This is a genomic window from Oleiphilus sp. HI0067 (assembly GCF_001635735.1).
Window position 1 is genome coordinate 1 of the sequence record NZ_LWFI01001068.1, and the last position, 2,392, is coordinate 2,392.

Annotated in this window: 2 protein-coding genes; one reads left to right on the forward strand and one right to left on the reverse strand. The window is 44.6% G+C overall.

All coding sequences use genetic code 11. From position 1 onward, the window contains the following. Positions 1 to 456: hypothetical protein (locus A3739_RS29985; protein WP_197472343.1), on the forward strand; the 456-nt coding region annotated here is incomplete at its 5' end. Between the two features lie 67 nt (positions 457 to 523). Here the strand turns inward: A3739_RS29985 and A3739_RS14870 are convergent. Next, a partial coding sequence (locus A3739_RS14870) for a patatin-like phospholipase family protein (protein ID WP_231877088.1) occupies positions 524 to 2,392 on the reverse strand: 1,869 nt, incomplete at its 5' end.

Here is a 2,392-nt window from a genome sequence, read left to right on the forward strand (position 1 = left end):
TTGTTTCTCAGTCACCAAGAAGTGCGTTACCCTTCTTGGTGGTTAAGCCGCAGGTCGATCTTGCGGCTGATTCAATCTCTCAACTCAGCAGTGGCCGCGCACTATGAAACGGAGAAGATACTCCAAAAGGTGTCAGAAACTCAGACTTCTGAAACGACGAATCGAGATGGAAACGCTAGGTCTGAACAATCCGTCGAACAACAAACACTCGACGAATACCGTCAAGCGCACTTAGAGAGCAGCGAGACGAGTGTTGAACGTCACTCTGAGCATGTTTCCGAGGCTCAGAAATATCCTTATGCGCGCAGCATTAGGTTAGATTTGCTCGAAAATAACCGTGTTGCGTTGGTTTTAAGTGACGGCGTGTCGAGTGGTTTGAAGCTGGAGTTTCATGAAGATGGCGTGCATCAGTTCGCTGATATGTGCTTGCAGGTGGTGAGACGATGTAGGTGGTGATTAGCTATTGAAGACTAAATATTGAAGTCAGAGTATATTCACTCTGCTCCCGGTCTTTCTAAGTCACTTACAGCCCTTTGCCAAGAGATACATATAGGCTCTCTTGACTGTTTTCTGAGATGCCATAGCCCAAGAACGCGGGCCCAATGGGACTGTCCCAACCGAAAAACGCCGCGCCACTAGAGATGAGATCTTTGATACTTATGTCAGCTCGATTGTCCCAAACATTACCTGCTTCGTATGACGCACCAATGTATAGAGGGAGTTTGGTTCCTCCGAAACTATTGGCGGCAAGTTCATAGCTATAGACTAATCGAGCAAAACGCATATGTGGACCAGCAATAAAATCTCGGTCATTGCCCGATAAATTCAAGAAACCGCCTAGTTCAAACCCACTGAATTGCAGATTGCCTTGATTGGCAAAGGTGCTACCAACTTTGATGGTTGGTTTGATACTGTGGTAGCCAAATGAAAAAGCCGTTTGAATCTGTATTTCGACTTGATCTACGTATTCTTTAAAACCGAAGGCGTTTGATTCACTGCGTTTGCCTGTAGCACTAACCTTCCAGCCGTTGCGGGTAAAGTTGGGATTATTTTGGTTGTCGTATTCAGTTTTTATGAATGCGGCTCCGCTGTCATATCTTACCGAGGAAGCACCAATTATTTGTTGTAAGGGATCAGGCACTTTAACGCGGCCGTTTTCAAATTCTAGGCCAAGTAGGAGGTCAAAATTGTCGCTAAATTCGTAGCCAATGCCAGCCTTTGTGTTTTGATAGGAGCGAGTAAGCTCTCCTAAATTTTGATTGTTATCAGAGTAGGTTGAAATTTCTCGCGCAATTTCAGTTCGCGCTTGAATGAAGTATCCACTGGTATTTAAGGGCCAATAGATGTCGCTCGTAAGCCGTTTTTCTGTACCGAATTCAACGGCATTTGTCCATTCCGCTCCATATGGGTTCAAGTTGGTATAGCGCCACGCAGTGCCAATTTCGAATAAACTGAAAGAACGAAAGTTGTCCTCGAAGTTGAATTGAAAGTCCAGGTATCCTGGTCCCCATTCTTTTTCGTTCACAGTTAAAATGAGTTGTTCTTCATCATTAACAATCTCGATTGAGCTAGTAATCAGAGCGATCGTACCTTGTCCTAGAAGCCGCTCAATGCCTTTGTTTATTTGTTCTCGTGTGAAAGGTGGAGGCCCATCCAGTTGCATCCTTTCAAGTAAGTACTTATTAGCTAGGCGAGTATTATTAATTAAGCGTATCTGGTGAATTTGATCTTTTTCTTCTTGTGTTTTTCTTGCTATTGAATCGCGCAATAACTGAATGTCTGAGCGCTTCGAAAAGACCTCTGTGGCGAGTTGATAACCTTCTTCTAGTGCATCAGTCATAGCGTCAAAATCAAGTACACCCATATTCCCCAGATCAGGACGAATAAGGATGTCTCGCTCTGTGAGTGTTGATCGTGCCTCAGCTTGGTTTGACATCATTAAGAAGTTCGACATTTGTCCAAGCACAGCAACGCTAGAGTCGATTTCTTCGCGTTTAAGAATTGGTGCTCCGATATCTACGGCAATAACGATATCTGCGCCCATTTGTCTTGCAACACTGATTGGCAAGTTATTCGCGATGCCGCCGTCAACTAAAATGCGACCGTCGATTTCAGTCGGTCTGAGTACCCCAGGTATAGACATCGATGCTTGCATTGCTTGCGCTAAATCACCCCTTGAAAGAATGACTTGTTCACCAGTTTCCAGATCCGCTGCAACGGCTCGATAAGGAATTGCGAGACTATCGAAGCTATCAAATTTTGAATAACTGCCCAACATCTCATGAACGAGCGAGCGCATTCCCTGTCCTTGTATAATACCCTTAGGGAGTTTGATGCCTGAGCTGTCTAGTCCGATGTCGAGTTGAATTGGAAATAAGTCATTATGACGTTT